This is a genomic window from Prescottella defluvii (genome assembly GCF_000738775.1).
In the GTDB taxonomy this organism is placed as follows: Bacteria; Actinomycetota; Actinomycetes; order Mycobacteriales; family Mycobacteriaceae; genus Prescottella; species Prescottella defluvii.
The window spans coordinates 78,683-100,581 of record NZ_JPOC01000024.1 but is presented as its reverse complement, the minus strand read 5'-3'; the positions used below and the strand labels follow the sequence as shown (position 1 = coordinate 100,581).

Below are 21,899 nucleotides of genomic sequence, written 5' to 3'. Positions count from 1 at the left end.
ACGACGCGGATGTGACGGGAACGCCCGGCCGACGAGGATCCGTCGGCCGGGCGTTCCGGTGTCGGTGCTGGTCGGTCAGCTACCGGCCACCGCGCCGATGATCTTGCCGAAGTCGATGCCGTTGATCACGTCGCTGACGGACCCGGTCGGGTTGGTCAGGGACCCGAACATCTCGGTGCTGGCCGTGCTGACCGAGCCGAGGCCGACCGCGTCCAGGCTGCTGTTCGCCGACTCGACCGGGTTCTTGGAGCGCACCTTCACGCAGGCGCCGCTCGTCGGCCATTCCTGGCTGTTCCATCCGACGGGCTTGGCCTGCACGCCGCTCACCAGTCGGGTACCGGCCTGAGCGTCGTCGGCGACGCGGTAGGTCATCTCGAGGATCGCGTGATTGCCGCCGGTCATCTCCCAGTAGCCCTGGGTCTTCTCCCAGTACAGGTTCTTCGCGGGGTCGCGGTTCAGTTGGGTCTCGCCCCACTTCTGCCCGCCGTTCGCCCACCAGACGTTGATGCGGGAGTTCTCCAGCGTCAACGCCGGATCGTGGAACTGCCCGATCTCCTTGAGCATCCAGATTCCGCTGCCGCGGCTCACCTTGGTCTGATACGTGACGGTGTCGCCGGGGGCGACCTCGGCCTTGTCGACGGTCTGCTGCACGACGACGCCGTCACCGTTGAAGTTGACGGTCTGCTCACAGGCGGTGTCCTGGGCAGCGGCGGTTCCGGCGCCGAGCGAGACGGTCATGCCGGTGGCGATCATGGCGGCACTGGCGCCGGCGGCGGCAACGCGTCGTAGCGTCGTACGGTTCACGGAGGAGCTCCATTCGGTCGGAAGTGGTGTCGGCTGCTGAAGCCGTCAGGCGCGTACCGCACCGCATCTCCTGGAGCGGTACCCCCGAACGCGTCCTCGCTGAACTATATGGACGCCTGTCCACCTCGGCGGGAGATTCGAGCATTTCACGCCCCGGGGGCCGGGAAACGGTTACGTGAGCGGGTCGAACCGGATGGCGTCGGCCGGAGTTCCGGTGGCGATCAGACGGTCCCGGGTGGACTGCACCATCGCCGGCGAACCGCACACCAGCACCTGGTGGTCGACGAACGCGCCGTGCTCGGCGACGACGTCGGCCAGGGTGCCCTCGAGGAGGTCGTCCTCGTGGAAGCTGACGGGACCCACCTCGTCGACGATGCGGTCGTACCACTCGTCGGGGGCACCCGGATCCATGACGTGCTCGACGACGGGAACCGTGGTGAGCCACGGCAGATGCTCCGTCAGGATCCACAACATGTCCGACGCGTACAGGTCCTCGGTGGTCCGGCCGCCGACGAACAGATACACCTGCGGCGGGTCCTCGACCTGCGCGAGATCCAAGATGATCGACCGCAGCGGCGCCAGGCCCGTGCCGCCCGCAACCATCACGACGGTCGGCCCGTCCACGTCGACCGCGAGTTCCCCACGCGGCATGGAGATCTGCCACTGATCACCGGGACTGGTGTCCTCGACGATGCTGCGGCTCACCCAACCGCCCGGCACGGTGCGCACGTGGAACTCGAGTTTGCCGTCGAGCGACGGCGGCAATGCGGGGGACAGGCGTCGGGGCAGCCGCGGGTGCTGCGGAAGGGTGACGTCGACGTACTGTCCGGCGCGGAACGGGACCGGTTCGCCGATGAGGCGCACGACCGCCAAATCATTGCGGAGGCGGTGATGTTCGACGACCGTCGCGGTCCAGGTATCCTGCTGCATGCCGACATTGTCCCCGGCGGACCGGTTCGCCGCTGTCACCGAGTGGGATCGAAGGTGCTCGCCGCCCAGTCCGCGAAGGACGTCCAGCCCACGTCCGGGAACTCCGAATGCAACGCGGCCAGGTCGACCTGGTAGCCGGGCCCGTTGAGGAACCACCACATCGCGTGCATGTCGGGGCTTGCGATCGAGCCCAGCGGCACCTGCTCGTAGCGGACCGGTGAGCCGATCGCGTCGGTGAGGGCCGCGGCCATGGACTCGGGAGTGGGTGCGTCGCTCGCCAGTTCGATGCGCCGTCCGGTGAAGGTCGCGGGGGAGAGCAGGACGTGTGCGGCGAAGACGCCCAGGTCCCGGCGATCGAGTTGCTGCAGCGGGCGGTCCGGCGGCAGGGGCAGGTCGAGGATGCGGTCGTTGCGGATCCGGTCGGCGCCACCGAGCGCGTTGTCGAAGAAGTAAGTGGGGCCGAGGATCGTGTGCGCGAGACGGCTGGACGCCAGTTCTGCCTCGATCACGGCCTTGCTCTCGAAGTGCGGGACACCGCTGTCCTGGTTCGCACCCGCGACCGAGCTGAACACGAGATGGGGTACCCGTGCCCGTTCGGCGGCCGTGATGATCGTGTGCCCCTGCGCGATCTCCGCGTCCACGCCAGATTCGAACGGTGTGGTCATCGCGAAGACCGCCGCGACATCCGTCATCGCGGCGGCCAACGAATCCGAGTCGTCGAGTGATCCGGTGACGATGTCGGCGCCCTGATCGGCGAGGGAACGCGCGCCGGAGGAGGCGGGGTTGCGCACCAGCGCGCGTAGCGGCGCAGACTGCTCCAGCAGGGCGGCACTCACCGCTCGCCCCTGCCCTCCGGTGGCGGCGAGAACCAGTATCGGACGGTCGGGCATCGGATCTCCTCCGGTCGGCGACACGGACTGCTTCCGCAGCGAGCGTACCGCCGCCCGGTCTCAGTACGAGTGGAACCAACTGCGGTCGCGTCGGACCGCCACCTCGCTCCGGTGCGCTATCCGCCATCCGTCCGGTGTGCGCCGATACCGCACCGTGTAGTGCCCCGCGACGTGTGCGTGACGCGTCTCGGTGCCCGATGAGGCGCCCGACCGGAACTCGAAATGAACTCGGGCCGTTGCCTCGTCGCCGTTCAGCGCGATCGACGGCGCGTTGAGCAGGTGGATACCGGACGTGTGGGCGGTGAACTCGACGCAGAACTTCCGCAGCGCGTCCCGGCCCCGGATCGTCGTGCCCGGGATGCCGCCCACCTCGGCCAGTTCGAATTCGCCGTCCTCGGTGAACAGGCCCGCCCACGCGGCGGCATCACCGGAATCCCAGGCCGGCGAGTAGGCGCCCTCCAGTTGCAGGATCGCGAGGGTGTCCTCGACCGCCGCGAGCCGGTCCTCGAGCGAGCCGCCGGGCGTCGGCCGCGGCGCGTGCAGTGGCTGGGTCGTCACGGTCGGTGTCGTCTGATTCATGCGGCCGGGTTTCCGTACTGGCCGTTGAGCAGCTTGCTCGGCGGCACGAAGCGGTAGCCGTCGTCGCCGAGGTTGGGCGCGTGCGACTCCGACGTGTAGTGGTAGCGGGGGAGGAACGCCGTCGCGGCGTCGTCGAGCACCTGCTGGTCCTCGAGCGCCTCCGCGAGCTTCTGCGGATCCGACGTCGATCCGACCTTGTTCGCGGCTGCCGCGACGAGGCCGAACGGGTCGTAGTTGTCGGCCAGGATCAGCGTCGACGGAATGGAGCCCATCGCTGCCATGGAGTTCACCATCGTGTTGACGGTTGTGTCGGCCGGGTCGTAGACGGTGCTCGGGAAAACCTGCATGACGAGGTTGGAGGCCGCTTGGGTGCCCAGCGCGCCGTCGGGCGCCGGCTTCGCGACGAGGGCGGTGCCCGAGACGGACGTGTTGCCGATCAGCGGGATGTTCCAGTCCAATCGTTCGAGGCTCGAGAGGAGATAGCCCAGGGGTGCGCCGTAGGCATCGACGACGAGTGCCTGGGTGCCCTTGTTCTTCAGCGCCTGCAACTGGGCGGACATGTCGAGTGCGGCGACGTCGTACTCCTCGGTGCCCGACTGGCTCACACCTGCATCGGAGAACGCGGATTCCATCGACTTGCCGAACGCCTCACCGTAGGCGCTGCTGCCGTGGATGACCCCGACCTTTTGGTAGCCCTTGCTCTTCGCGTATCGGGCGATGGAGACCGCGTACTCGGTCGGCGACGGCGACAGGTCGAAGTTGAGCGGGAACTTCTCCGGGTCGGACGAGTCCTCGGTGGGTCCCACATTGAAGGAGAGGATCTTGTTCTGCTTCAGAATCGGCAGTGTCGCGGCCGAGACCGTCGACGGACCCGAGTTGAGGTAGAGGTCCGGCTTCTTCCCGGAATTGACTGCGTCCCGCAGGTTCGACACGGCTTTGGTGGCGTCGCCGCCGTCGTCGATGACGGTGAGTTCCACTTGGCGGCCGCCTATTCCGCCACTCTTGTTGATCTGCTCCGCGCCGGCCTTCGCCGCGAGGATCGAGGTCTGTGCATTGGCTGCGAGTGAACCCTGACCGCTGATCGCTCCGGTGACGAGGACGCGGTACGGCCCGGTGTCGGACGCGTCGTCGCCGGATGCCGAGGCTGAACAGCCCGCGACGGCGAGGGCGGACACCGCCAGCGCCGCCACGAGCGCAGAGTGTCGGATCTTCATGTCAGTTTCCTCCACTGGAGACACGACGGATGGCAAGCGAATGCTTGGATGCGCCGACAGTAGAGCTGTGACATGGATTACGTCAATGGTTTCGCCCGGCTCGTGGGCGAACGAATGAAACTGTGCGACAGAGTCTTTCGTCGCACTAGTCTTGTCGGGCGGGGGAGGCCACAGGCTCTCCCGCTGAGTGGTCCGTTTCCGTCAGCGCAGCGGATCGTAGGAGATCGCCTCGACCGGCGTGCCCGCCCGCTGCAGCGCGTACGCGGTGGTCTTTACCATCGCCGGGGAACCGCAGATCTGCACCTGCCGGTCGGCCCAGGTTCCGAACTGCCCCACCACCCGGCCCAGCGGACCGACCAGACGCTGGTGCAGTCCCGCGGGCACCTCGGGGCTCGGATACGGATGCCACCAAGGGTTCTCGTCTTCCTCGGTGACGGGCACGACCGTCAGCCAGGGATTGCTGAGCGACAGGTGCCACAGCGTCTCGATGTCGTACAGGTCGCACGGGTACGTGCCGCCGACGAACAGGTGTACGCGCGGATTGATGCCGCGATGGGCCATGTCCATGATCTGTGCGCGCAGCGGTGCGAGTCCCGTGCCGCCGGCAATCATCAGCACGTCCTTCCCCGACTCGCGGTCCACATGGAGACCGCCGAGCGGAGAACTGAGCTGCCAGCGGTCCCCGACCGCGGTCTCGTTGACCATCGCGGGGCTCACCCAGCCGCCGGACACGCGTCGGACATGGAACTCGAGCTGTCCGAACGGGTTGGTGGGCATCGCCGGTGACAGGTACCGCCACATCTGCGGCCGCTGCGGAATCTGGACGCTCAGGTACTGCCCGGCGGAGTAGGGGATCGGCGAATCGGACTCGAGCCGGATGACCGCCAGATCCCGCAGCACCCGCTCGTGGCTGACGACGGTCGCCTCCCACAGTGCGGGGAAGTCGTCGGCGTCGGCGGCGTCGGACATCGTGGTGGTGATCAGCGCGATCAACTCCCGCCACACCGCGTCGCTCCGCGGGTCCCACGGCTCGTCGGAGTCGGCATCGCGCAGCGCGTCGAGCAGCGCGTTCCCGGCCGCCGCGTAGTGCTCCCGCTGCACCCCGTACTTGCGGTGGTCACGGCCCAGCTGCGCGAGGAACGGCAGCAGCTGCTCGGTGTCGTCGAGTCCGCGGACGATGAACTCGATCGCCGCGACGAGCTTGACTCGCTGGCCGTCCATCCCGGCCGGGAACAGCGCGCGGCTCTGCGGGCTGCGGCCGAAGAACTGGGTGTAGAACGTGCGGGCGAACCGGTCGCGGGTGTCGGTAGACGAGGTGGCGGCGGCGAAACGTGCACGAATGAGACTGACCTCTGCCGGTTCCACGTCGTCCTCCCTCAGCGTGCGGATCGGCTCCGACCGCAGTCGAGGATCGGAGCCGGATACCAGTGTGCACCGGATGCCCTGCCGCGCTGTTGACGGGTGGTCACCGTCACGGCCTCGGCGCCCATTCTCGGGTCGTTCGCGCGGGAATCCGCGCGTCCTGCGCAGGAGTGGGCGGTCAGGCCGATCCGGGGGCGCTCCGCGGCGGGCGAGCGAGGGTCGCGAAATTCTTGAAGTTGAGCGGAACAGACTCAAGGTTTTGCTCGTTGAGGAGAATGACAGCCGACCGGAACCCTCCGGCACGGCACAATGATCTTGTTCGTTCGTCGCAAGGAAGGTGACCAGTGGACTCGTTCTCTCCCACCACCAAGACCCAGGCCGCGCTGACGGCGGCGTTGCAGTCCGCGTCCGCGGCGGGCAACCCCGACATCCGGCCCGCACATCTGCTGGTCGCGCTGCTCGACCAGACCGACGGCATCGCCGCGCCGCTGCTCAAGGCCGTCGGGGTCGACCCGACGGCGGTGCGCCGCGAGGCCCAGGTGATGGTCGACCGGTTGCCGCGTGCCACCGGCGCCACCGCACAGCCGCAGCTCGGCCGCGAGGCGCTCGCCGCGATCACCGCGGCGCAGCACCTGGCCACCGAACTCGACGACGAGTACGTCTCCACCGAGCACGTCATGGTGGGTCTCGCGTCGGGGGACGAGGACGTCGCCAAGCTTCTCGTCGGGCACGGCGCCACCGTCGACGCGCTGCGCGACGCGTTCACCGCGGTCCGCGGCAGCGCGCGGGTCACCAGCCCCGACCCGGAGGGCACCTATCAGGCGCTCGAGAAGTACTCGACCGATCTCACCGCGCGGGCCCGCGAGGGCAAGCTCGACCCGGTCATCGGCCGCGACACCGAGATCCGACGCGTAGTGCAGGTGCTCAGCCGCCGCACCAAGAACAACCCGGTGCTCATCGGTGAACCCGGCGTCGGTAAGACCGCGATCGTCGAGGGGCTCGCGCAGCGCATCGTCGCCGGTGACGTGCCGGAGTCGTTGCGCGGCAAGACCGTCATCTCGCTCGACCTCGGGTCGATGGTGGCCGGTGCCAAGTACCGCGGCGAGTTCGAGGAACGCCTCAAGGCCGTGCTCGACGACATCAAGAACTCCGCCGGCCAGGTCATCACCTTCATCGACGAACTGCACACCATCGTCGGCGCCGGTGCGACCGGCGAGTCGGCGATGGACGCCGGCAACATGATCAAGCCGATGCTCGCCCGTGGCGAACTGCGCCTCGTCGGCGCCACCACGCTCGACGAGTATCGCAAGTACATCGAGAAGGACGCGGCGCTCGAACGACGCTTCCAGCAGGTTCTCGTCGGTGAGCCGTCCGTCGAGGACACCGTCGGCATCCTGCGCGGACTCAAGGAGCGGTACGAGGTGCACCACGGCGTGCGCATCACCGACTCCGCGCTCGTCGCCGCCGCGACCCTGTCGGACCGCTACATCACCTCGCGTTTCCTGCCGGACAAGGCGATCGACCTCGTCGACGAGGCCGCGTCGCGCCTGCGCATGGAGATCGACTCGCGGCCCGTCGAGATCGACGAGGTGGAGCGGACCGTGCGTCGCCTCGAGATCGAGGAGATGGCGCTGGCGAAGGAAACCGACGCCGCGTCGAAGGATCGCTTGGTCAAGCTGCGCGAGGAACTGGCCGACGGTCAGGAGAAGCTGCGCCAGCTCACCGCCCGGTGGCAGAACGAGAAGAACGCCATCGACTCGGTGCGCGAGGTCAAGGAGCAGCTCGAGACGCTGCGCGGCGAGGAGGAACGCGCCGAACGCGACGGCGACCTCGGCAAGGTCGCCGAACTGCGGTACGGCCGGATTCCCGAGCTGGAGAAGGAGTTGGCCGCCGCCGCGGACGCGTCGCAAGGTGCGTCCGACGGTGCCGTCATGCTCAAGGAGGAGGTCGGTCCGGACGACGTCGCCGACGTCGTCGCCGCGTGGACCGGCATCCCCGCCGGCCGCATGATGGAGGGCGAGACCGCCAAGCTACTGCGGATGGAGACCGAACTCGGTAAGCGGGTCGTCGGGCAGGCCGAAGCCGTGCAGGCGGTCTCGGATGCGGTGCGCCGCTCCCGGGCCGGCGTCGCCGACCCCAACCGGCCCACCGGCTCGTTCCTGTTCCTCGGCCCCACCGGGGTCGGCAAGACCGAGCTCGCGAAGGCGTTGGCGGAGTTCCTGTTCGACGACGAACGCGCCATGGTGCGGATCGACATGTCCGAGTACAGCGAGAAGCACTCGGTGGCACGACTCGTCGGAGCCCCTCCCGGCTACGTCGGCTACGAGTCGGGCGGCCAGCTCACCGAGGCGGTGCGTCGCCGACCGTACACCGTCGTGCTGTTCGACGAGGTCGAGAAGGCACACCCGGACGTGTTCGACATCCTGCTGCAGGTGCTCGACGACGGCCGGCTCACCGACGGTCAGGGCCGCACGGTCGACTTCCGGAACACGATCCTGATCCTCACCTCCAACCTGGGTGCGGGCGGTGACCGCGAGCAGGTGATGGCGGCGGTGCGGTCGGCGTTCAAGCCGGAGTTCGTGAACCGGCTCGACGACGTCGTCGTCTTCGATCCGCTGTCGGAGGAGCAGCTCGAGTCGATCGTCGACATCCAGCTCGACCAGCTGGCGGCGCGTCTCGCGGCCCGACGGCTCACGCTGGAGGTTTCGGACTCGGCGCGGTTCTGGCTCGCGGTGCGCGGCTACGACCCGCTGTACGGCGCCCGCCCGCTGCGTCGGCTCATCCAGCAGGCGATCGGCGACCAACTGGCCAAGCTGCTGCTCGCTGGCACCGTCCGCGACGGCGACACCGTGCCGGTGACCGTCTCCGAGGACGGCGATCACCTGGTGCTCGGCTAGGCACTGCGCGTCCGTGCGCCTCGTCGGTAGCTGTTACCGGCGAGGCGCCACGGGCCGTCAGGTCTCGAGTTCCTTGATTCGCTCCGCGGCCTCGCGCAACCGCTTCTTGCGTGCCTCGCCCTCGGACTCCTTGAGTTCGTCGTAGAGTTCCTCGTCCGAGTCGCTGAACCCTAGGATCATCCGCGGTAGGCCGAGTGTGACGATCAGGCTCGGCCACACCACCCACGCGTAGTCCCAGTCGAAGACGTTGTTCAGGATCAGGAACGCCACCAGGGTGAGGCCCAGTACGAGCCAGTCGAGCGATTCGATCCACTTGCCGCGCCGCAGCAGTGACGCGAGCTCGGTCTCCGTGCTCGGCTGCGGTGCCGGCACGGCGGCGTCGGCCGTACCGCTGACGGTGAACGGCACCTTGACGATTGCGCCGCCGTCCGCGCGCAGTGGTACACCGCCGGGCAGATCTCGGAACGATTGCTGCACGCCGTCGAGCGTCCGGGCGGCCGCGACGCTGCCGGTGCGCTCGTAGAACTCGTCGACGTCCAATCGTCCTGCCGCGTAGTGCTCGCCGATCGCATTCAGTGCGTGCAGGCGCTCGTGGTCACTCAGTCGCAGAGCACCGTCGCCGGATGTGCCGGTCACCGCCGTCACCTCCCAGTCGGACCCGAATCATGTGGGGTCGATGGTAGCCGCCGGTCACGCACAGCCTCGGATTCGACGACCCGGTCGACGTGCAGGCCTCGTCAGCCCGTGAACGGCGGGACGAAGAAGCAGGGCACCGGCCGAGGATTCGCCGGGTCGAGCGCGTTGAGGACGTGCGTCGCGGCGATCGGGTCGGCCGCGATGCCCGCGTGCTCGGCGTAGTCGAGCGAGCAGCCGTCCTGCACGACGATGTTGGTGGCGTTCGGGGCCTCCACGTAGCCCGCCGTGTAAGGCACGACGGCCTCGTCGTAGCGGGTCATGATGTTGGTGTACGTCACCTGCGGCACGTACGGTCCGCCCTCGTTCATCTTGTTCATGAAGTCGGTGCCGGCCGCCATCTGGAAGCACGCCCCGCACAGTTTCTCGACCGTCTGCGCCTGAACGTCCTGCAGTCCCATGCGTTTGACGGTCGGAGCCAGCTGCGAGACGCCGAGGGCGTCGATGCCCTTCCACAGCGGCGCCAGCGAGACGTACTTGTCGACCTTGTCGGCGCCGCCGAGGAACTTGAGGTAGTAGCTCGGCATCAGTGTGCCCTGCGAGTGCCCGACGAGATTGACCTTGGACGCGCCGGTCGCGGCCAGCACCCGGTCGACGAACGCGCCGAACTGTCGCGCGCTCTGCTCCATCGGGAGCATCCCGCCGATCGCGCTCACCGGCCACGGCATCCCGGGAACCCCGCCGTAGGTCAGGGCGAACACGCAGTAGCCCTCGTTCGCGAGCAGTGGCGCGTACTTGCCCCAATTGGTCTGCTGGCCACCGCCGGTGCCGTGCACCAGGATCACCGGTTCGGGATGCTCGGCCGTCGGCCTGCACGAGAAGTCGTTCGAACCGGGAAGCGAGCCCGCAGGGTTGATCAGCTCCGGTGGGATTCCGGAGAAGAATCCGTCCGGTACCGGCAGCGGGGGAGCGGGCGCCGCGGACGCGACTCCGCCCGTGCCGATCAGGAACGCTCCGGTTACCGCTATTGCCAGTCCCGCGAACAACTTTCGCACTTCGTGCCCCCTCGTTCGATACATTGCCCCGACCGCTCGAGGAACCTAACACGGGCGGTACCGCCGGTAACGTGAAATGCGTCGGCCCCGGCACCTTCGACGAGGTGACGGGGCCGACGCGTCGGGGCAGTGCGACTCACCCCTCCAGGATCGTGAAGCCCTTGTAGCCGGACTCTGCAACCTCGGCGATGATCCGCCGGTAGACGGCGAGGCCACCGAGGAAGGCCATGAACACCCGCGGTCGGCCGGGGATGTTGGCGCCGAGGTACCAGGAGTTCGCGGTGTTCAGCAGGGAGGCGTCGGCGCGGGTACGGCATTCCTCGCCCCAGTCGGCCACCGCCTCCGGAGTGCCTTCGATGGCGGCGGCGCCGCGGGCATCGAGGTAGGCGATGGCGTCGGCGACCCAGTCGACGTGCAGTTCGGAGTGCAGCACCATGTTCGCGAGCACCGACGGGCTGCCCGGCCCGGTGAGATTGAAGAAGTTCGGGAACCCGTCGATGCCGAGCCCGAGGTAGGTCTCGGGGCCCGCGGCCCACTTGTCCTTCAAGGACTGCCCGCCGCGGCCCACGATCTCGAGCTTGTCGAGGGAACCGGTCATGGCGTCGAACCCGGTGGCGAGCACGATCGCGTCGAGGTCGTAGTGGGCGGCGGTGGTGGCGATACCGGTGGCGTCCATGCCGACGATCGGGGTGGCCTTGAGGTTCACGAGTTCGACATTGTCGCGGTTGTAGGTCTCGTAGTAGCCGCTGTCGGTGACGATGCGCTTGGCGCCGATCGCGTGATCGTCGGGGATGAGCAACTCGGCGATCGCCGGGTCGTCGATGACGGCGCGGACCTTGCCCTCCCAGAACGCGCGGGCGGTGTCGTTGGCGGCGAGGTCGGTGAGCTGATCGGGGAAGGTCTTGGAGAACAGGACCCCGCCGAGCTGCCAGCGCTCCTCGTAGGCGGAGCGCCGCTCGTCCTCGGACACCGCGAGGGCACTGTCGGGGTGCGCGCGGTGCGGGGAGCCGCCGCCGGACTCCCAGGACAGCCGTCGTCGTTCCGCGTAGCCGGCCTTCTGCGCGGCCCGGGTGGCGTCGTCGAGCGACGCGTTGCCCGCGGGCACCGAGTAGTTCGCGGACCGCTGGAAGACGAACAACTCGTCGGCCTGCTCGGCGATGAACGGGATCGACTGGATGCCCGACGAGCCGGTGCCGATCACGCCGACGCGCCTGCCAGTGAAGTCGACGCCCTCGTGCGGCCAGTGCGCCGTGTGGAAGATGTCGCCGGTGAAGGTGTCCAGGCCGTCGAAGGCCGGGGTGTTCGCGTTCGACAGAGGGCCCGCGGCGACGACGAAGAAGCGCGCGGACACCACGTCGCCGCGGTCGGTGCTCACCGTCCACCGCAGGGTGTCCTCGTCGAGCACTGCGGAGGTGACCCGGGTGTCGAACTGGATGTGGCGGCGGATGTCGAAGCGGTCGACGACGTGCTCGAGGTAGGCGAGGATCTCGGGCTGGGTCGCGTACTTCTCGCTCCAGTCCCATTCCTGTTCGAGTTCGGGGGAGAAGGAGTACGAGTAGTCGACGGACTCGACGTCGCAGCGCGCACCGGGATAGCGGTTCCAGAACCACACCCCGCCCACGCCGCTGCCGGCCTCGAAGGCGCGCACGGTCAAGCCCTGCTCGCGGAGCCGGTGCACCGCGTAGATGCCGGCGATACCCGCGCCGACCACCACCGCGTCGTACGAGGCGGCGTCGGACGTCGAACCCTGTCCGTTCATTGAAAGTCCTCTCCTGAGCGCGGGGTGCCTGCATCCGACATCTCGGACCGGACCTCGCGGTTCTTTCGTCGAAACCACGCTATGGCGGGGTCCGGGCCGTGGCAGTGGACCTTCCCGCCCAGCGGGTCGTTAGGGCGGAATCGGAACCCGAGCAACCCTGGGAAACCGTCGTCTTGCAGGGGTGATGCCGCCGAAGGGATGGCGGAGAAGGTTCCCACCAGGAGGGAGGAAACGGGGTGGTGCCGCGCCTCGGTAGCCTGGCGTCGTGCCTACCCCTACCCCCGACGCGACGAGCGCCCGCGTGGACAGTTGGACCTGGGCGGTGCGCCTGTTCAAGACCCGGTCCCAGGCAGCCACCGCGTGCCGGTCCGGTCACGTCCGGGTCAACGGCACCCCCGCGAAGGCGTCCGTACAGGTCAAGCCCGGCGACGAGGTGCGTGTGCGGGTATCCGGTGTGGAACGGATCGTCGTCGTGGTGCGGCCCATCACCAAGCGGGTCGGACCACCGGTGGCCGCCGAATGCATGCAGGACAACAGCCCGCCCCCGCCCGCCCCCGAGTTGCTCGCGTCGATTCCACGGCGCGACCGCGGCGCGGGCCGACCCACCAAACGTGAGCGCCGCGACATGGAGAAGTTCCGAGGCATCGCCGGTTCAGACGGGTCTCAGGATCCCGCCCTACCCTGAACTGTCGGCCCGATCCCGGCGGCACGGAAGAGAGCAGGTCCGCATCATGACGAACCCCGAGGATCCGCGCGATCCCCGCACCCCGCAGGAACGCGCGTACGACCCTGCCGAACAGGCTCGGCCGGCGGACGAGACCGTCCAGTGGGCTCGTCCCGGCGACGACAGCACCCAGCAGATCCCGCCGATGGCCCCGGACCAGCCCACCGAGCAGTACTACACGGCCGACCCCTACCAGGCGTACGGTTCGCCGCCGCCGAACGCGACCCAGGCGTATCCCACGTACGACCCCCGACTGGATCCGCAGGCCCCGCCGTCGAATCCGACGCAGTCGTACCCGACGTACTACGGACAGGGTGGGTACCCGCCGCCCGGTCCGCCGCCGACGGGTGAGGTGCCGTCCATCGAGAACACGCCCGAGCACAAACCTGGCCGCAGGGTGGGGCTGTGGGCGGCCGTCGGGGCCGGTGCGGTGCTGTTGGCCCTCGGCCTGGGCATCGGCTTCCTGTTGAACAGCGGTGGCCCCGACAACTCGACGACGGCTGCGGCCCCGTCGACCCGCACGGCCCCGCCGACGATGCCCGGACAGCCACGCAACACCCTGCCGCCCACGTCGGCGCCCGACACGACGTCGCCGCTCGAGAGCATTCCCGGCGGTGTCGGCGAACTGATCGGCAAGGCGGGAACCGCGATGGGAACGATCACCACCAACGACGGCGGCACCCTCACCCTGAACGCGATCGGCGGATCCACGATCACCGTGCTCACCACCGACGACACCACGCTGATCTCCCTCACCGCGCGCACCGTCGCCGATCTGAAGCCCGGCGAATCGGTCCTGGTGCAGGGTGACAAGGTCGAGGGCGGCGCCGTCACCGCGAAGTTGATCATCGGCACGACACTTCCCGACTTCGGTAACTGACGCGCGGCACCGGATGCCCGGATCAGGCGCCGGAGTGGCTAGGCTGACTCCCGATGACGGCTATGTGGTTCGGATTGGCAGTGATAGCGCTCGTGGGCGCTGTCGTACTGCTCTATGTCGATCGCTCGCGACGCGACCAGACGGGTCGGGTCCGGCAGATCTGGGCGAAGGCGCAGGGATACACGTACAACTCCTCCGACGAGCACCTGCCGTCGGAATGGCATCGTGCGGCCCTCGCGAAGCAGGAGTACCTCGGCGCGGTCGACGTCGTGCGGGGTATCCGACGGGGCGAGCAGTTCGTGCTCTTCGATCTCGAGGAAACCGCGACGATCGTCGCGGTTCACCGTGAGGTGGGCTCGGACGTCGACATCGACCTGCGCCTGAAGTCGACACCCCCGCCGCGCGACACCGACCTCAACCTGCTGGGGGCGATCGGTCCGCGCGTGGTGTTCGCGACCGACCTCGAGATCGCCCGCCGGGTGTGCGACCAGCGCATGGTCGCGTTCACCGAGACGGTGCCGCCGCAGCTGCAGATGCTGTGGAGCGAGGGCCAGTGGACGTTGGGTTCGTTGCCGGTCGGCAGCTCCGGCCGGGACTGGGACGCGGCGATCGAGGCCGTGGCCCGGCTGTCGGGAATGCTCCGGGTGCTCCCGCCCGCCGCCGAACCGCCCGCCACGGAGATCGCCGCGCACGACCCGGGTCGCCCCGTGGCGCCCGAGCACGTCGAATAGCGGCTACCGCGCCGTCCCAGTAGATTTCGCTCCTGTGGTTGTCGTGTCGGGTGTCGTACTTGTCCTTTTCTTGGTTGTAGCGAGCGCTGCCGTCTGGGTGATTGTCGCCGTCAAGCAGCTCCGCCGGACCGACGCCAGCGTGCGGGCGGCCCTCGGGTTGGTCCACGTCGAGCTCGATCGCCGGCACGAGTACATCCCCGGCGTGATCCTGGCCGCCGCGGAGACGGTGGGCCGGGAACTCGTGAACACCGTGTCAGGGGCCCGCACCCTCGCCATGCGAATCCGCGAGGAAAACCTGGACCCGCGCCGCCAGGCCGGCGCCGAGAACGCACTGTCCGAGGCGCTGCAATCCCTGCTCACCACCGCCAACAGCTACCCGGCGCTGCGCAACGACTGGGCGTTCACCCGACCCGCCCACGAGATCGACCAGACCGAGGCACGACTCGCCGGCGCGATCCAGGTCTACAACGACATGGTCGGACGCCTCGACAACGCACTCACGACCTTCCCGACCGGCCCCATCGCGCGCCGCATCGGGATCGTGGCGGCACAACCGTTCGAGGCGACGATCCTCGAAGTACCGACAGCCGCGGCGACCGACACCGCTACCGCCGACGACCACGCCGCCGACGTCGCGGCCTGAGGGGCGCAGGCGCTGCGACCCGGCGCCCTCGCTAGGCTCGACCCGACGAAATATGTCTGACTTCGAACGGTGATGGGAGCGACCGATGACGGATCGCGACGAGCTCGCTGCGCTGGTGCGCGAGCTGGCGGTGGTACACGGAAAGGTGACCTTGTCCTCCGGCAAGGAAGCCGACTACTACGTGGACCTGCGCCGCGCAACGCTGCACCACCGCGCCGGCCCACTGATCGGCAAGCTGCTGCGGGAACTGGTCGCCGACTGGGACTTCGCGTCCGTCGGCGGCCTCACGATGGGCGCCGACCCCGTCGCGATGGCCGTCATGCACGCCGAGGGACGCCCGATCGACGCCTTCGTCGTCCGCAAGGCCGCCAAGGCGCACGGCATGCAGCGCCAGATCGAAGGCCCCGACGTCGTCGGCAAGCGCGTCCTCGTCGTCGAGGACACCACCACCACCGGCAACTCGCCGCTCACCGCCGTCAAGGCACTACGTGACGCGGGCGCCATCGTCGTGGGCGTTGCCACCGTCGTCGACCGCGCCACCGGCGCCGACGCGATCATCGCCGCCGAGGGCCTCGAATACCGCTCACTTCTGGGCCTCGACGATCTGGGTCTGAGCTAGGTCCGTCGGTCCGGAGCCGGTCCTGAAGCTGAAGGGACCCTTCGTGCGCTACGAGCGTACGAAGGGTCCCTTCAGCTGTTCACGGGTGTGTCCGGGTGGGTCAGGGGACCAGGACGAAGGCTTGGACCCGTCCGAGACCCGCCTGCGGTCGCAGTTCGTTGAGCCACGGGCTGATCGCGCTCACCTGCATCGACACGGTTGCGAGACCGGAGCCCGGATTGATCTCGGTCCGGACGGTCTGGCCCTCGCGCGCCGACAGTTCGATCTCCTTGATCTGTCCGGCGTAGATTCCGAGGTTCCACGCCACGACGACCTTCACCTTGCAGACCGGGTTCTGGGCCCAGCCCGGTCCGCTGCCGTTCATGCCGCGCGGCGTCAACGCGATGGTCGCGAGGCCCCGGCGTGCCGGATCGGTCTCGACTGCGGTGTCGATGAGGCCGTTGCAGAAGTCGTTCTGTCCGAGCACGGGCAGGGTCGGCCCGTTGAACGTCATGTGCACGAGCGGCGCGGGCGCCGGTGCTGCACTTGCGGTTCCTGCGACGCCGGTGACGGCAGCGGTCGCGACGGCCGCGGCGGCGAATGCGCGCACGGCAAAGCTACGAAGCTTCATGTGAATCCCCCGTTGGTTCGATGTGTTTCGTTCCCCCGGCCGTCGTGGCTCCGGTGACGGAGTAACGGCCTCGAGCATGCTCACACAGGAGGCGCGGCGATACCAAACCGGGTGGTCGGCGAGGGGAGTGGGACGGTCGCATATCGTGTTCCGATGCCGATCCGGAAGACGCGGACACATCTGTCCGACGGGCGCGAGTTGATCTACTTCGACGACACCGAGCCGTACGTCGGTGGGGCCGCGACCCGTGAACTGCACGACGGTCGCGATCTGGCGCCGGTCACTGCGCTGTCGGCGATGCGCTTCGACGTCTTGACGGGGGAGTGGGTGACGTTCGCGGCGCACCGGATGGACCGCACGTTCCTGCCGTCGACCGACGAATGTCCGCTGTGCCCTTCCCGGCCGGGGCGTGCGGCGACCGAGATTCCGGCCGACGGCTACGACGTCGCGGTGTTCGAGAACCGTTTCCCGTCCCTGGCGCGCGGAGCGGTGATCGACTCCGACACCGTTGACGGACAGTCGCTCTGGCCGCAGCGACCGGCCGACGGCCGGTGCGAGGTGGTGTGCTTCACCAGCGACCACGACCGCAGCTTCGCCCAGCTGTCGCCGGCGCGGGTGCGGACGGTTCTCGAGGCGCTCCGGGACCGGACGCGGGAGCTGTCGGCGCTGCCGGGTATCGCGCAGGTGTACTGCTTCGAGAACCGGGGCGAGGAGATCGGGGTGACGTTGGCGCACCCGCACGGCCAGATCTACGCCTATCCGACGCTGCCGCCCCGGGCCGCCGCGCTGCTCCGGCAGGCCGAGCGGCACCGACACCGTACGGGGCGTTCGCTGCTGCGCGACGTCCTCGATGCCGAGCGGCGCGCCGGCGCCCGGGTGGTCGTCGAGGGCGAGCACTGGACGGCGTACGTGCCGGTCGCCGCGCGCTGGCCGGTGGAACTGCATGTCGCGCCGCATCGGGACGTCGCGGACCTCACCGAACTCGACGACGCCGAACTCGACGAACTCTCGCACCTGTATCTCGATCTGCTCGGTCGTCTCGACCGGTTCTTCGACGGTGTCGACCGGTTGCCGTACATCGCGGGGTGGCACCAGGCGCCGGTCGGCGAAGGCCGCGAACTGGGAAGGCTGTACCTGCAGGTCTTCTCGTTGATGCGTTCGCCGCACCGGATGAAGTTTCTCGCCGGCTCCGAGTCGGGGATGGGTGCGTGGATCAGCGACACCACCCCCGAGCGGATCGCGGCACGATTCCGGGAGGTCGCGCCGTGAGTGCCGTGTGGTTCCGCGCGGAGTCCGACGATGCGCTGGCCGCAGCGGCCGCGGAGTTCTTCCGGGCCGAGCTCGGGGCGGAACCGGACGGCGTCTGGGCGGCACCGGGGCGGGTGAATCTGATCGGCGAGCACGTCGACTACGCGGGGGGACTGTGTCTTCCGATTGCGCTGCCGCACAACACGGTCGCCGCCGTGGCGCCAGGAGTGGACGGGCTGATCCGCCTGCGCTCCACCGACGGCCCCGCCTGGGAGGGGCGACTCGGCGACATCGGCCCCGGCCGGCCGGCCGGATGGGCCGCCTACCCGGCCGGAGTGGTCTGGGCGCTGCGTGAGAAAGGTCTGCTCGCAGACGATTTCGACGGCCTGGACGCCGTGTTCGTATCCACGGTGCCGATAGGGGCGGGGCTGTCGAGTTCGGCGGCGCTGGAATGCTCGCTGGCGCTCGCGTTGGCACCCGACGCGGACCGGGTGGACCTGGCCGCGGTGTGCGTGCGCGCCGAGAACGACATCGCGCTCGCGCCGACGGGTGGGATGGATCAGGCGGCGTCGCTACGGGCCACGGAAGGCCATGCGCTGTTGCTGGATTCGGCGTCCGGTGCGGTGTCGCACGTGCCGTTCGCGCCCGAGGGGCTGTCACTGTTGGTGATCGACACCCGCGCTCCGCATCGACTTGTCGACGGGCAGTACGCGAAACGCCGGGACGCGGTCGAACGCGCGGCGCGCCGACTCGGGGCACCGCTGCGCGACCTCGCCGACCGCGGCCGTGACGGCATGGACGCGGTGCAGGGGATCAAGGACGACGTGCTGCGGCGCCGGGCGTGGCATGTGATCGGCGAGATCGCACGTGTTCGAGTCGCGGTGCGGGCGTTGGAGTCCGGGGACTTCGCCGAGTTCGGACGGCTGCTCTACGCGTCGCACATGTCGCTGGCCCGGGACTTCGAGGTGTCGTGTGCCGAACTGGACAACGCCGTCGAATCCGCCATGATCGCCGGGGCGTTGGGTGCGCGGATGACCGGCGGCGGGTTCGGCGGATCGGCGATCGCGCTGATTCCGACGGGCCAGGTCGACGACGCGGTCGAGACCACCCGTCGTCGCGCCGCGGAAAAGGGCCTGCCCGAACCGGCCTTCGCCGTCGTCGCCGCGTCGGCCCCCGCCCGCCGCCTCACCTGACCCCCGCCGGCGACGCTCAGTCGGCGTCGCCTGCGGTGACGGCGATCGCCTCCTCGACACTGTGCGGCTCCGGGTCGTGATCGTCCACGTGTGCCAACACCTTTCGTCCGGTGGCGAGCACCAGGATCGCGGCAACGGTCAATCCTGCGCCGAGCCAGAACGGCGCGTGGACGTTGTGTTCGCCGAGTTTGCCGGCGACGTACGGTGCCGCGGCGCCGCCGACGAAGCGGACGAAGCTGTATGCGGCCGACGCCGTCGAACGTTCGACGGGCGCCGAGATCATGACGGTCTCGGTGATGAGGGTGTTGTTGACGCCCAGGAACAGCCCGGCCAGGACGACACACACGATGAGTGCCGGCTTCGAGTCGGTGAACAGGCCCATCGCGGCGAGGTCGAGTGCGAACAGGGTGAGTGCGGCCATCATCACCGGCAGCGTCCCGAAGCGGCGCTGCAGGCGCGGCGCCAGGAACACCGATGCGATCGCCAGTGCCACGCCCCAGCCGAAGAAGATGAAACCGATCGAGTACGCGCCCATGTCGAGCGGGAACGGGGTGTAGGCGAGCAGCGTGAAGAACCCGTAGTTGTAGAGCAGTGCGGTGATCGCGACCGTCAGTAGTCCACGGTGGCGCAGCGCGAGGAACGGTGCGGCGAGTGACGTCCGGTGCGTCGGCTTCGGCGCCTTGGGCAGCATCACCATGATGAGGATGAAGGCGACCGCCATGAGCGTCGCCACACCGAAGAACGGTGCGCGCCAACTGATGTCGCCCAGCACACCGCCCACGAGCGGGCCGACGGCGATGCCGATGCCGAGCGCTGCCTCGTAGAGGATGATCGCCCGCGCGACTCCGCCGCTGGCGGCGCCGACGATCGCGGCCAGCGCGGTCGCGATGAACAGTGCATTGCCCAGGCCCCAGCCGGCGCGGAAGCCGACGATCTGCCCGATGGTGTCGGACAGGCCCGCGGCGGCGGAGAACACCACGATGATCGCCAGACCCCACATCAGGGTCTTCTTGGCTCCGATGCGGCTCGAGATCGCGCCGGTGAACAGCATCGCGACGCCCGTGACCAGCATGTAGCTGGTGAACAGCAGCGACACCTGCGACGGGGTCGCGTCGAGCTGTTCTCCGATGGGCTTGAGGATGGGGTCGACGAGGCCGATGCCCATGAAGGCGATGACGCTGGCGAAGGCCACGGCCCACACCGCTTTCGGTTGCTTCAGGATGCTCGGCTCGGCGTTCGCAGCCGGTTCGGTCGTGGTGCTCACGTATCCCTCCTCGGTGATGTCAGTTGTCGGTGGCGGCGGTCCGGATGATCGCTCTGAGTTCGCCGAGCCCCTCGGCCAGTCGCTGCAACTGCGCCGCGTCGAGGTGCGCGAAGTGCGGTGCCAGGTCGGCGGCGACGGCCCGGCGGGCCTCGGTGAGCCAACGCCTGCCGTCGTCGGTGATGCCGACGAGCACGGCGCGACTGTCTTCCGGGTCGGATTCCCGGGAGACCAGTCCCTGTTCGCCGAGCCGCTTGAGCAGTGCCGTTGCGGACGGTTGGGAGCAGCGGTCGAGGCGGGCGAAAGTGCTCACCCGCACCGCGCCCTGTTCCTCGAGCAGGGACAGGGCCCGCATCCACGGCCGGGGATGGTCGTCGGTCGCGAGAGCCGACGCGAGGCGGGTGAAGCGGTGTGCGTTGCTGACGAGATCGACGAGCAGGTCACGAAGTTGGGGATCGGGCGAACTCACTCGAGAAGATTACATAAGCTAACTATCTATGTAAACCCTCCGCGTTCTGCGCACTTGCCGCGGCGAACCGGCCGGTCCGGGGCGCGCCAAGTGCGCAATACGCGCACCCGGGCGGTCCGCGGCGGTACGGTCGTGCCGAATCGGACACGAGGGAGTGGGCATGGCATTCGCGAGCGGCAAGAAGTGGGGCATCGAGCATGCGGTGTTCGTGGGCGCCACCGCGGCCACGGTGTACGGCGCGGTGACCGGGAGTGAACGCATCCAGCAGGTCGCCAAGCCGCTGATGGCCCCGGCTCTCGCGACGCGGGTGCTGCGTCGGCGCGACGACCTGGACACCGCCGACACTGCGCTGCTGGTCGCCGGGCTCGCCGCGGCCACCGTCGGTGACGTGTTCATGATCGACCCCGACGTCGATGCCCGCCTGCGCCGCGGTGCGACCTCCTTCGGGGTGATGCAGACCAGCTACTCGTCGCTGCTGCTCCGCCGCGGCGCCCGGCCGCGCCGCGCTGCCGCCCTACCGCGGCTCGGGGCGTGGGCCGGGGCGTCGGGACTGCTGCACGCCAAGGCTCCGGCGGTGGCGAAGACGCTCACCTGCTACGGATTCCTCCTCGGCACCACCGCGACACTCGCCGCGGATCCGGCGCTCGCGCCCGGCGCCTCCGACGTCGCGGGGCTGCCGGTGCCGAATCGCCGCGATCGGCGCAGCTGGCTCGGGCTCGGCGGGCTGCTGTTCACCGGCTCCGACGGCCTGATCGTGGTGCGCAAGCTGTTCCTGCGCGGCGAGAAGCCGCGGTCCGTCGCGGAGGGCGCCATCCTGGCGTCGTATGCCGCGGCGCAACTGCTGCTCGTCGAGGGGATGATCGAGCTCGGCCGTCGCGCGAAGGCGCGAATCGGTTAGGGGCAGATCATGATCCGGTCCCGGTTTCGGGGGTCGACGCGGATCGAGATCGTCTCGCCCTCCACGAACCGGCCCCGGTTCTCCGGAAGCACTTCGTAGACGACCTTGCCGGTGTACGACTCCGACCCGGGCACCGTCAGCGCCAGATCGAGTTCGGTGAGCTCGCCGTTGTCGACGGTGCGCCGGAGGGGCTGGGCGTGCTCGATCCTCGCCCAGCCCTCGATCCCGTGCCGGGCGAGTCGGCGCTCGGAGCGGGTGGGGCGGTCGGCCCACATCATGCCCAACCCGAGTGCCGAGCCGTAGGCCGCGAGGAGCCCGCCGACCTGGTACGGAACGGTCCCGGGAGCGGTGTGGTCGATCAGCCATCCCAGCCAGATCGACAGGACGATGACGTAGCTGACGCTGATGAAGCAGACTGTGCGGACAATGCGTGGGTGGTTCATGGCCTTCCGCGTCCGGGCGCCGACACCGGCCGTCGACCGCGCGAACGCAACTCTCCG

22 protein-coding genes are annotated in these 21,899 nt (G+C 69.0%); 9 read left to right on the top strand and 13 right to left on the bottom strand.

What is annotated here, in order from left to right; translation table 11 throughout:
• Nucleotides 1-75: 75 nt before the first annotated feature.
• The 6 genes from IJ15_RS0110015 to IJ15_RS0109990 form a co-directional block, all read right to left on the bottom strand.
• Nucleotides 76-804, bottom strand: a complete 729-nt coding sequence (locus tag IJ15_RS0110015; protein WP_156112072.1) for a hypothetical protein — start codon at nucleotides 802-804, stop codon at nucleotides 76-78.
• 171 nt (nucleotides 805-975) lie between these two features.
• The gene (locus IJ15_RS0110010; RefSeq protein ID WP_031938202.1) at nucleotides 976-1,734 is read right to left on the bottom strand and encodes an FAD-binding oxidoreductase; all 759 of its coding nucleotides are present in this window, start codon (nucleotides 1,732-1,734) and stop codon (nucleotides 976-978) included.
• A gap of 35 nt (nucleotides 1,735-1,769) precedes the next feature.
• Complete coding sequence (locus IJ15_RS0110005) at nucleotides 1,770-2,624, bottom strand: NmrA/HSCARG family protein (protein ID WP_031938201.1); 855 nt, start codon at nucleotides 2,622-2,624, stop codon at nucleotides 1,770-1,772.
• A gap of 60 nt (nucleotides 2,625-2,684) precedes the next feature.
• On the bottom strand, nucleotides 2,685-3,203 hold the full coding sequence (locus IJ15_RS0110000; RefSeq protein ID WP_231569484.1) for a nuclear transport factor 2 family protein: 519 nt from the start codon (nucleotides 3,201-3,203) through the stop codon (nucleotides 2,685-2,687).
• Nucleotides 3,200-4,417, bottom strand: coding sequence for an ABC transporter substrate-binding protein (locus tag IJ15_RS0109995; RefSeq protein WP_031938199.1), 1,218 nt, complete (start codon nucleotides 4,415-4,417; stop codon nucleotides 3,200-3,202). Before IJ15_RS0109995 ends, IJ15_RS0110000 begins: the two co-directional genes overlap by 4 nt.
• A 201-nt stretch (nucleotides 4,418-4,618) precedes the next feature.
• Nucleotides 4,619-5,782 carry an FAD-binding oxidoreductase gene (locus IJ15_RS0109990; RefSeq protein WP_031938198.1) on the bottom strand — a complete coding sequence of 388 codons (1,164 nt, stop codon included), beginning with the start codon at nucleotides 5,780-5,782 and terminating at the stop codon, nucleotides 4,619-4,621.
• Nucleotides 5,783-6,123: 341 nt separating this feature from the next.
• On the opposite strand from IJ15_RS0109990, the gene clpB reads away from it, so the two are divergent.
• Nucleotides 6,124-8,676, top strand: coding sequence for an ATP-dependent chaperone ClpB (gene clpB / locus IJ15_RS0109985; protein ID WP_031938197.1), 2,553 nt, complete (start codon nucleotides 6,124-6,126; stop codon nucleotides 8,674-8,676).
• A 57-nt stretch (nucleotides 8,677-8,733) separates the two neighbouring features.
• Here clpB and IJ15_RS0109975 read toward each other — a convergent pair whose 3' ends face one another.
• The 3 genes from IJ15_RS0109975 to IJ15_RS0109965 form a co-directional block, all read right to left on the bottom strand.
• Nucleotides 8,734-9,312 (bottom strand): DUF1707 SHOCT-like domain-containing protein, encoded by a 579-nt coding sequence (locus tag IJ15_RS0109975; protein WP_031938196.1) that lies wholly within the window; start codon nucleotides 9,310-9,312, stop codon nucleotides 8,734-8,736.
• 101 nt (nucleotides 9,313-9,413) lie between these two features.
• A complete protein-coding gene (locus IJ15_RS0109970) occupies nucleotides 9,414-10,364 on the bottom strand; it encodes an esterase/lipase family protein (RefSeq protein ID WP_031938195.1) in 951 nt (316 codons plus the stop codon).
• Between the two features lie 136 nt (nucleotides 10,365-10,500).
• On the bottom strand, nucleotides 10,501-12,123 hold the full coding sequence (locus IJ15_RS0109965) for a flavin-containing monooxygenase (protein WP_031938194.1): 1,623 nt from the start codon (nucleotides 12,121-12,123) through the stop codon (nucleotides 10,501-10,503).
• Nucleotides 12,124-12,388: 265 nt separating this feature from the next.
• Between IJ15_RS0109965 and IJ15_RS0109960 the strand changes: the two genes are divergently transcribed.
• From IJ15_RS0109960 to pyrE, 5 genes are all read left to right on the top strand, one after another.
• Complete coding sequence (locus tag IJ15_RS0109960) at nucleotides 12,389-12,808, top strand: RNA-binding S4 domain-containing protein (RefSeq protein WP_031938193.1); 420 nt, start codon at nucleotides 12,389-12,391, stop codon at nucleotides 12,806-12,808.
• Between the two features lie 46 nt (nucleotides 12,809-12,854).
• On the top strand, nucleotides 12,855-13,727 hold the full coding sequence (locus IJ15_RS0109955) for a hypothetical protein (protein WP_031938192.1): 873 nt from the start codon (nucleotides 12,855-12,857) through the stop codon (nucleotides 13,725-13,727).
• A 53-nt stretch (nucleotides 13,728-13,780) separates the two neighbouring features.
• Complete coding sequence (locus IJ15_RS0109950) at nucleotides 13,781-14,458, top strand: type III secretion system chaperone family protein (RefSeq protein WP_197059793.1); 678 nt, start codon at nucleotides 13,781-13,783, stop codon at nucleotides 14,456-14,458.
• A gap of 70 nt (nucleotides 14,459-14,528) precedes the next feature.
• Complete coding sequence (locus IJ15_RS0109945; protein WP_231569483.1) at nucleotides 14,529-15,101, top strand: LemA family protein; 573 nt, start codon at nucleotides 14,529-14,531, stop codon at nucleotides 15,099-15,101.
• Nucleotides 15,102-15,186: 85 nt separating this feature from the next.
• Nucleotides 15,187-15,720, top strand: coding sequence for an orotate phosphoribosyltransferase (pyrE, locus tag IJ15_RS0109940; protein ID WP_031938189.1), 534 nt, complete (start codon nucleotides 15,187-15,189; stop codon nucleotides 15,718-15,720).
• A gap of 100 nt (nucleotides 15,721-15,820) precedes the next feature.
• On the opposite strand, the gene IJ15_RS0109935 is transcribed toward pyrE, so the two are convergent.
• A complete protein-coding gene (locus IJ15_RS0109935; RefSeq protein ID WP_031938188.1) occupies nucleotides 15,821-16,330 on the bottom strand; it encodes a hypothetical protein in 510 nt (169 codons plus the stop codon).
• Between the two features lie 153 nt (nucleotides 16,331-16,483).
• Between IJ15_RS0109935 and galT the strand changes: the two genes are divergently transcribed.
• Both galT and galK read left to right on the top strand, forming a co-directional pair.
• Nucleotides 16,484-17,599 carry a galactose-1-phosphate uridylyltransferase gene (gene galT, locus IJ15_RS0109930; protein WP_081880673.1) on the top strand — a complete coding sequence of 372 codons (1,116 nt, stop codon included), beginning with the start codon at nucleotides 16,484-16,486 and terminating at the stop codon, nucleotides 17,597-17,599.
• Nucleotides 17,596-18,771 (top strand): galactokinase, encoded by a 1,176-nt coding sequence (gene galK / locus IJ15_RS0109925; RefSeq protein WP_231569482.1) that lies wholly within the window; start codon nucleotides 17,596-17,598, stop codon nucleotides 18,769-18,771. The genes galT and galK overlap by 4 nt, the downstream gene beginning before the upstream one ends.
• Nucleotides 18,772-18,787: 16 nt before the next feature.
• On the opposite strand, the gene IJ15_RS0109920 is transcribed toward galK, so the two are convergent.
• Nucleotides 18,788-20,035 (bottom strand): MFS transporter, encoded by a 1,248-nt coding sequence (locus tag IJ15_RS0109920; RefSeq protein WP_031938185.1) that lies wholly within the window; start codon nucleotides 20,033-20,035, stop codon nucleotides 18,788-18,790.
• A gap of 19 nt (nucleotides 20,036-20,054) precedes the next feature.
• Entirely contained in the window at nucleotides 20,055-20,501 is a 447-nt protein-coding gene (locus tag IJ15_RS0109915; RefSeq protein WP_031938184.1) for a MarR family winged helix-turn-helix transcriptional regulator, read from the bottom strand.
• Between the two features lie 160 nt (nucleotides 20,502-20,661).
• On the opposite strand from IJ15_RS0109915, the gene IJ15_RS0109910 reads away from it, so the two are divergent.
• On the top strand, nucleotides 20,662-21,399 hold the full coding sequence (locus IJ15_RS0109910; protein WP_031938183.1) for a lysoplasmalogenase family protein: 738 nt from the start codon (nucleotides 20,662-20,664) through the stop codon (nucleotides 21,397-21,399).
• Here the strand turns inward: IJ15_RS0109910 and IJ15_RS0109905 are convergent.
• On the bottom strand, nucleotides 21,396-21,842 hold the full coding sequence (locus IJ15_RS0109905; RefSeq protein ID WP_031938182.1) for a hypothetical protein: 447 nt from the start codon (nucleotides 21,840-21,842) through the stop codon (nucleotides 21,396-21,398). The two genes, IJ15_RS0109910 and IJ15_RS0109905, sit on opposite strands and share 4 nt — an antisense overlap.
• Nucleotides 21,843-21,899 lie beyond the last annotated feature (57 nt).